The organism is Methanoculleus sp., assembly GCF_030019085.1.
In the GTDB taxonomy this organism is placed as follows: Archaea; Halobacteriota; Methanomicrobia; order Methanomicrobiales; family Methanoculleaceae; genus Methanoculleus.
The window spans coordinates 1-7,804 of sequence record NZ_JASEFJ010000034.1; the positions used below are offsets into that span (position 1 = coordinate 1).

At 56.2% G+C, this 7,804-nt stretch carries 6 protein-coding genes and 1 pseudogene; 3 read left to right on the forward strand and 4 right to left on the reverse strand.

What is annotated here, in order from left to right; genetic code table 11:
• Positions 1-562, reverse strand: a pseudogene (locus QMC91_RS09520) (hypothetical protein); the annotation flags it as partial.
• Positions 559-765, reverse strand: a complete 207-nt coding sequence (locus tag QMC91_RS09525) for a hypothetical protein (RefSeq protein WP_300238008.1) — start codon at positions 763-765, stop codon at positions 559-561. The pseudogene QMC91_RS09520 and the gene QMC91_RS09525, both read right to left, overlap by 4 nt.
• Positions 766-1,062: 297 nt before the next feature.
• On the opposite strand from QMC91_RS09525, the gene QMC91_RS09530 reads away from it, so the two are divergent.
• Positions 1,063-2,352, forward strand: a complete 1,290-nt coding sequence (locus tag QMC91_RS09530) for a DNA repair exonuclease (protein WP_300238009.1) — start codon at positions 1,063-1,065, stop codon at positions 2,350-2,352.
• A complete protein-coding gene (locus tag QMC91_RS09535) occupies positions 2,349-5,468 on the forward strand; it encodes an AAA family ATPase (protein ID WP_300238010.1) in 3,120 nt (1,039 codons plus the stop codon). The genes QMC91_RS09530 and QMC91_RS09535 overlap by 4 nt, the downstream gene beginning before the upstream one ends.
• A gap of 371 nt (positions 5,469-5,839) precedes the next feature.
• On the opposite strand, the gene QMC91_RS09540 is transcribed toward QMC91_RS09535, so the two are convergent.
• Positions 5,840-6,061 carry a hypothetical protein gene (locus QMC91_RS09540; RefSeq protein ID WP_300238011.1) on the reverse strand — a complete coding sequence of 74 codons (222 nt, stop codon included), beginning with the start codon at positions 6,059-6,061 and terminating at the stop codon, positions 5,840-5,842.
• A 389-nt stretch (positions 6,062-6,450) separates the two neighbouring features.
• On the opposite strand from QMC91_RS09540, the gene QMC91_RS09545 reads away from it, so the two are divergent.
• Positions 6,451-6,708 carry a hypothetical protein gene (locus tag QMC91_RS09545; protein WP_300238012.1) on the forward strand — a complete coding sequence of 86 codons (258 nt, stop codon included), beginning with the start codon at positions 6,451-6,453 and terminating at the stop codon, positions 6,706-6,708.
• Positions 6,709-6,782: 74 nt separating this feature from the next.
• Here QMC91_RS09545 and QMC91_RS09550 read toward each other — a convergent pair whose 3' ends face one another.
• Positions 6,783-7,688: an ion transporter gene (locus QMC91_RS09550; protein ID WP_300238013.1), complete on the reverse strand. Its 906-nt coding sequence runs from the start codon at positions 7,686-7,688 to the stop codon at positions 6,783-6,785.
• Positions 7,689-7,804: the final 116 nt, after the last annotated feature.

Here is a 7,804-nt window from a genome sequence, read left to right on the forward strand (position 1 = left end):
CTGAATGACAGCAGTTTTCAGCAGATTGACAGCAGTTGCTGTCACTGAACGAAGCCTTATCTTTGGGTATTTTCAGATTCTCTGGGTGATATGCGTGTAGCCTCTCCTTAATGACAGCATTTGCAGGAACAGAGGCACACTTCATCGCAGTGCTCCCTCCCTCAGGCCTCTTCTGTTCCTGGGTCTGCTGAACATAAGACTGATCCAGATGAGTGATCTCATCATTCTGTATTTTATTTGACGAAAACTCATTGTTACTTTGACTTTCTCGTTGACAGCAGTTGCTGTCATCGTGCTGAAAGTTGCTGTCATTGCTGTCACCGTCGTCCAGCAAGACCGCCTGTGGCGGTCGGTTTCCTTCCCATGTCCGGATGACTGCCGGGGTCACGCTGACCGTTCCGGTCTCCGGCATCATGGCCGCCCCTTCCCCTGTCTCGATGAGATACTGGTGGTTCCTCGTCCTGTGGCGATGGATCTCGCGGACAGCGTGGCCGTACCGCCGGATCTCCCCGTCGACAGTCCGTGATACCAGTAAGAGCGGCACCCTATCATCCAGGGTCATCGCACCCACCCTGCCGGGGTGGTGAGTCTTATATCTTTGTAATCGTAACTATGAGTGGTGGCCTGGTGCATCCTGGTTAGCGGAACTTCCGGTGATGCCTTGCTACCATCGCAGTTGCCTCCTTTTACCGGAGCGCCGGTGCCGCGGTGGTGGATACACCCCGCCGCAGCGCCCCTCGCCCCAGATTCTCCCAGTTCTTTCATGGTTTTACCTCTCCAGCCACGTCCGGGGCTCTTTTGCACCCACCCCGTCTGCACCGCTTGATCCAGGCGTAAGACGTGGGGATAAAAAAGCCCTTGGTATTGAGGGCGTTTATGAACGGAAGTTGCACTTATACTTTATGTGGCGAAAAATGGAGTTCTCCTCAAATCAGGGGTGGATCCTGGATCCTGGCCCGGAAAAAATACCCGGGCTAAACGAGGTTTCTGTGTTTTCTCGATCGGGTTTTATACACCATAAGGCATGGATTTATCAATAACCTCGGGTAAACAGTCTTTCATATGCCTCCCCCGTCCCGGAGACCTTCCTCTTCCTTTCGCTTTGTGCATACCGCCGATCTCCACCTGGGAAGCCGGTTCATAACGCCTCCAGGAATGGACCAGAAGACCGCTGCTGATCTGGCAGGTGCGACCTATAGTGCCTGGAGAGAGATAGTAGACCTCTGTATCCGTGAAGCAGTCGATTTTCTGCTGGTCGCAGGCGACGTCTATGACAGTGAGGACCAGAACATCCGGGCGCAACTCCAGTTCATAGAGGGACTTAAACGGCTCGGCGAGAACGGAATCGCTGCATACATCGTCCGCGGCAACCATGACCCGGATGATGCATGGTCGAGATCGATCAAGATGCCCGAGAACGCTTTCGTCTTCTCATCTCAAGAACCGGAGGTCATCATCCATCGCGGTCGGAAAGACAAACCTCTTGCAGCGATCGTAGGGATGAGCTTTGCAACAGCCCATATTATGGACAATCTCGCAGGGCGGTTTCCTCGCCGTGAGAAGGGCTGGCCCTGCACGATAGGTCTTCTCCATTGCAACGTTGGGGGAGTCCCGGGTCACGAACCATACGCTCCATGCAGCGCCCAGGATCTCAGGCGATGTGGTTACGATTACTGGGCGCTGGGCCATATCCATCAGCCCACGGTCATCGAGGACCGGGACCCCTGGATCGTCTATGCCGGCAACCCGCAGGGGCGTGATCTGGGAGAGACCGGTGACCGGGGCTGCCACCTCGTCACGGTCGGTGCTAATGGTGCCGTTGAGGTCAAAACTGTCAGAACAACCAGATACCTCTGGAAGGTGATCGAGATCGATGTCACCGGTTCTGTGGATCTTGGAGTCCTCGAAGAAGAGATCCGGAAGGAACTTGTCATCGTATCTGAAAAAGCGGGTATTCCCGTCGTTGGTCGGATCATCCTCACCGGTGCGACGAGGCTCCATGGTGAACTCGTAGCGGCGGGCGGACTCGCTGCACTTGAAGAGCGACTCATCGAGGATCCACCGGCCAGCAACTATCCCATCTACCCTGAACGGATCATATGCCGAACCGTCCCCGTCATCGACCGTGACGCGGTTCATTCCCGTGACGACATCCTCGGAGAGATATGCAGGCAGAGCGATCTGGCGATATCCAGCAAGAGCGGACAAATCCGCCTGAAAGAAAAGATATCTCCCCTTCACCAATATGCCCGTGCATACGTAAGCGAACCGGATGACGAGGAACTCAACGCGATCATCCGTGAAGCCGAGGCCCTGCTCCTCTCTCGACTATCTGAAGGAGAGAGAGAATGAAGATCAGATCGCTCTACATCGATGGTTTCGGGAAGTTTCACGACTGGAAACCACCCACTGAGTTCGGCGAAAGCCTGACAGTGATCTTCGGTCCAAATGAGGCAGGAAAGACAACGCTGCTCGCCTTCATCCGTCGGATGCTCTATGGTTTTCCAGACGGGAGGAAGAATCTGAACCATTACCCTCCTATCAACGGCGGGAAGATCGGTGGCAGGCTGGAGATCCTCGGTGAGGACGGCCAGGAGTACATCCTCTCCCGTACAGGGGTTCGGGGCGTTCCCTCTCTCACATATGCTGGCGGCACCGCTGTGAAGGGGATAAAACCCCTATCCCTGCTGGGTCCATGTGACCAGGTCTTTTATGAGAACGTCTGTGCGATCGGACTCAATGAGCTGCAGGAGATCTCGACACTCCGGAGAGATGAGATCAGGGATCGCCTGGCTGCTGCAGGTGCTGGAAACCTCCCTGTCCGCGAGGTTTCAACCTCTATTCAGCGTGCTGCAGACGGGATTTATGTGATCCAGGGGAAGAGGAAAAAGATCAACACCCTGATGTCAGAGTTGAAAGACGTCGAGGCGAAGATCCGCGACGTGAAGAAGAGGCAGGGAGAGTATGATCTGATCAACGAGGCAATCACCCGGGAGAGCAAGGCTGCCCTGGAGGAAGATGAAAAACGGAAATCTGCTGAGGAAGAGATCACCTGCCTCAAATCTCTTGCGCAGGCGTGGGAGATATTTCTCGAACGCGAAAAATATCGAGACGCTCTCAGCAAAATCCCCGGGATTGAGCCGTTTCCGGCTGGTGCTCTCGAAGATCTCAGCAAGATCGAGGCTGAGATTAAATGGCTGGAATCGGAGCGCGAAGACCTGACCAGAAAGCAAAGCAGTTCAAAGGAAGAACTTGAACGCTGCGTGGTCAGGGAGGAAGTTCTCGCGCAGGCCGACAACATACGTGCTCTCGAACGAAAGGTTGAGCACTACCGGAACCAGGTGGACGATCTCAAGGGAGTTCGGCTGGGGCTTGAACAGCAGCAGGCGAGCCTTGCCTCGATGCTGAAGTCTTTTGGGGAAGGTTGGGATGAGGAGCGTGTCATCAGGTTCGATACCTCCGTTCCCGCCCAGGACGAGGCCAAACAACTCCGTGACCGCCTCACAAAGAGCATGAACGACTGCACTGCGCAGAGGTCCAGGCTTGAGGCGGCAGAGAGGGAGGCAGCAGAGAAGAGAGAGGACCTCAGGGACCTGAAGAGACGTCGGGATGATATCGGGGATGTCGAAGATCCCGTGACCGCCCGGAAACGGCTCAGCCTCTCCCGTGAAATGCTGGGGGAGATTCAGCGCGTTCAGGAACTTGAAGTGCGACTTCAAACGATCCGGCAGGAAGAAGCGAGAACCGCGGAGATCAGGGCTTCCCTTCGCTCTGCCCGGGGTCTCCCATCATGGCCGGGTATCCTGGTAGCGCTCTCCGCCGTCCTTGTCTTTCTGTGGGGTTTTTTCACCGCGGCCATCCAGATTGCCGGGCTCATCGCCCTGATCCTGCTCGTTGCTGCGGCCGGTATCTTTCTTGCCGGGAGAGGAGCGGAAGGGGGGAATGATACGGAGGTTCCTGCAGAGAAGGGGGAGACACTCGCCGCTCAGCGAAAGGAGGTTGAGCGCGAGATCTCGGCGGGGAAAGAGAAGATTAGGTCATGTGCTAAATTGCTTGGGTTTGATCCCCCTCATGAACGGACGGTTGCCGAAGATCTCGTCCACACCCTCGAAGATGCTGTGATGGAGGCGGGCAGGGCATCAGACCTCGATAGGGATATTGCCCGCGCAGAGGAACTCTGCAGAACTGCAGATGAGGCACTGAAGAAGGCAAGAAAGGCGATGGATGATCTCCGCTCTGAACACAAAAAGGCCCTGGATGCCTGGAAACGGTGGTGCAGCGAACGGGGTCTCCCCGGGGCGATGAATCCCGACCTCCTCCCGGATCTTATCGCTGAGATCAAGCAGGCCGCAGGTCTGTGTGCACAGATTGCAGCGATGAAGAAGAGGGAAGAGAGTCTCTCGGCGGAGATTCGATTGTTTGAGGAGGAGATCGCGGCCGTCGCCAGGGCCTGCAACGAACCTCTGAAAGGCTCTCCCGAAGTCATCCTTGAGGGGCTCATCAGACTGCTCCATGATGAGGAGGAGGCAAAGAGACGATACCATGCGCTCGGTGATCGGCTGAATGCAGAGGGAGAGGCGCTGGAGAGGACGGTTGCTTTATATGCTGCAGCGAAAGCGGATCTTGAGACCATTCTGAAGGAACGGGGTGTGGAGACGCCGGAGGAGTACCGCGAGATCGAGCGGCTGTCACGGGAGAGACAGAAACTTGAGGAGAGTATCCGGGATGCCGGGTCCGCGATCAGGAGGATCAGCGGTGTGGAGCGCTACGATGATTTCATCACGGCGCTGCAGGGGTATGACCCCGTCCAGATGCAGGTTCGTCTCAAGGAGAAGGAGAACGAGCTTCAGGAGATCCGCGAAAAGATCCAGGATATTCACCAGGAGATCGGGACGCTCAGGGAGCGGTGCTCCGGGATCGAAGGTGACGATGAACTCACTTCGCTCCTCTCTCATGAGGCTGCGCTGAAGGAAGACCTCAGTCGGGTGTCCCGAGAGTGGTCGGTCTACACCGTGGCATCCAGCCTTCTTGGGATGGCTGTGGAGACTTTCGAAAGGGAGCGTCAGCCAGAGATCCTCATGGAGGCTCAATCGTTCTTCACGGCGATCACCGGCGGGCGGTATACGCGGGTGGTCAAGCCGTTTGATGGGTCTGATCCCTACGTTGAGGAGGCAACCGGCGCCAGGAAGAAGATCGACGAACTCTCCCGTGGGACTGCCGAACAGCTCTACCTTGCACTGCGGTTTGGGTATATCCGCGACTACGCGACATCGTCGATCCCGGTGCCTGTCATCTTTGATGATATCCTGGTCAATTTTGATCCGGTTCGGCGGAAGAATGCCTGCCGGGCGATCGCTGAACTTGCAGAGACGTGCCAGGTCATCTATTTCACCTGCCACCCGCATGCGGTCGAGGATCTGGTTGAGGCGACGCCTGATGCCGTGGTGATGGATCTTTCCGCGGAGTGACGAAAGACCACGCGGTCTCGAACAACCCTGCTCATCCGGGGATGGAAAAGACGCTGTTGCCCATCGGTGGGTGGGGGGAGAGGCTGGGTTGTTTATCCACGGGTTTTTCGGCTACGACTTTGTATGATCCGGTTACCAGCCGGGGAGATCTTTTCCGGCCGGGGTGGCTTTCATACCGTTCTTGCCAGTCTGCTGTGTGTAGGAACCTTAATTGATCAGACTGCCCGGGGAGCCAGAGGCGCACCGGATGAAACAGGTCTCCCGGGCAGTGGCTATCTTTCATGCAGAATGAGGGGGAAAAGACCCGGGAAGAGATTGGGTTTTCACACCCTTTTGTTCGCGGGTCTCAGTGCAGGCAAGTAGTTTTTTGGTTAGGTAGCAGCCTGGTTAGCGTTAGCAGTCTGGTTACCGATGTAATACACGAACACCAGGGCAACAACGAGTCCCCCGACCCACATGGTAAAAAGTGACACTACTATACATACGATGAACGCAAGGATCCCAATCAAAATCTTACCCCTCGCAATCCCCATTATGAGAGGCGCGAACCCCCCAATCAGGAGAGCCAGGATATACCACCAGATCATCTTCATCCTTTATCACCCGGATTCTTTCTGTTTTTCTGTCGTCAGGGACGCCTTGATCCCATCATCCGGCTGCTTGAGAGGGAACACCCCGTTCAACAACTTAAACCCGTATCCGACACAATTGCTAACTTTGCCTCGCGTGCCCCTTGATGAACGGTTCTCCCTGCCTTTACAGTGCGCCTTCCACCCCTCCCGGCAGGGAGGGGTTTTCCATACCCTTCTTCTCGCGGGTCTCAAGTGCAGCAATAGTTACTTCCTCGATAAAATCCTTTCTATCGGTTCCTGCGTGCCCCAAATCCAGTTAACACTGCGGGTGTCTCCCCCTCCGCGCTGTAGAGCACGGCCGTGAACGTCCTCACGATCTAACCGATAGAGTAGCATCTCCCATCAACAGTATGGACCGACGGATCCGCCTCGTCCCCACTCGCCCGAAGAGTCTCGATCGACTATCAGCGGGATGCCCATGCGCTCTAAGAGAGCGCCAGACGCACATACGAGGATCCAGCGACCCGCGAAACTTCCTGGCCGACAGTGGCTATGACGGCCCGACGATTGAAGGAAGACCCGCACCCCGCCGGCGGCCGGTATCAGAACGATATCCCCTTTTTGCGAGGGGGCTGGATCGGGCCGACTCTGTCAGGATGCCGGACTGAAATAGAAGAGAGAAAGCAGGGTTTTTACCCCCGTACCCACCACTCTTCGCCCTTTTGACGCAGGTTCTGGCCCATCATCGCTTCAGGATCCTCTCTTTCTGGACCAGAAACTCCTCGTCAGAGAGCGTCCCCTTATCGTGCAGCGCATCGAGCCTCTCCAGCAGGGCGATCGTCTCTTCCGGCTTACTCACCGACCCCTCTTCCTGAGTCGTCTTCGAACCCCTCTTCTGGATCTCCTCAATGAACGCCGTCGCCAGAACCCCGGCAGGTATGGCAAACATCCCGATCCCCATGACCGCAATAAACGAACCAAGCAACTTACCGCCCACGGTGATCGGGTAGACATCGCCGTAGCCTACCGTTGTCAACGTCACAATCGTCCACCACATCGCCTGAGGAATACTTGAAAACGCCTCCGGCTGCGCCTCGTGTTCCAGATAAAACATAAGACTCGACGCAAAGATCAGGATTATCACGAGAACGCTGGCCACAACCGCAAGAATTTCCTTCGACTTCTGGAAAGCGCCGCCCAGCATCTTGAGGGCGTAAGAGTACCTCCCGAGTTTCAGCAACCGGAAGAGCCTCATGAGGCGGGCGGCCCTCACGAACCGCAGATCCACCGGGATCAGTATCGGCAGGAAGAACGGCAGTATAGCGACGAGATCGATCAGAGCCATCGGAGTGAACGCATACCGGACCCTCCCTGCCACCGCCCCACCGTAATCCGGGTTCTCCGTGCACGTCCACAACCGGAGGGCGTACTCGATGCTGAAAACTGTCACTGAAAAGAGTTCAAAAGCGTAGAAGAGATCCTCATAACGCAGGAATATAGCCTCAACCGATTCAAGCATCACCGCTATGACGTTCGCGATGATCAACGCCATCAGGCAGGCATCAAAGGTTCTGCTTACGAGCCCACCCCTATCCGGATCGCCTGCCATGAGCAGGTAGACCGCGGACTTCAACCGGCGGTACGTCACTCTCTCCGTGTGCTAGGTTCTGTAAAGATTCGTGTGAACTACCCCGCGCCTCTCGGGCGCGGCTTCCTGCTTCATCGAACCCGCCCCGGAGGGCCTTACATGATCTCCACAGGCGT

Bases quoted from the DNA above. Each gene is read 5' to 3' on its own strand.
- QMC91_RS09525 (WP_300238008.1), bottom strand. From the start codon at position 765: ATGAAAGAACTGGGAGAATCTGGGGCGAGGGGCGCTGCGGCGGGGTGT.
- QMC91_RS09530 (WP_300238009.1), top strand. From the start codon at position 1,063: ATGCCTCCCCCGTCCCGGAGACCTTCCTCTTCCTTTCGCTTTGTGCAT.
- QMC91_RS09535 (WP_300238010.1), top strand. From the start codon at position 2,349: ATGAAGATCAGATCGCTCTACATCGATGGTTTCGGGAAGTTTCACGAC.
- QMC91_RS09540 (WP_300238011.1), bottom strand. From the start codon at position 6,061: ATGAAGATGATCTGGTGGTATATCCTGGCTCTCCTGATTGGGGGGTTC.
- QMC91_RS09545 (WP_300238012.1), top strand. From the start codon at position 6,451: ATGGACCGACGGATCCGCCTCGTCCCCACTCGCCCGAAGAGTCTCGAT.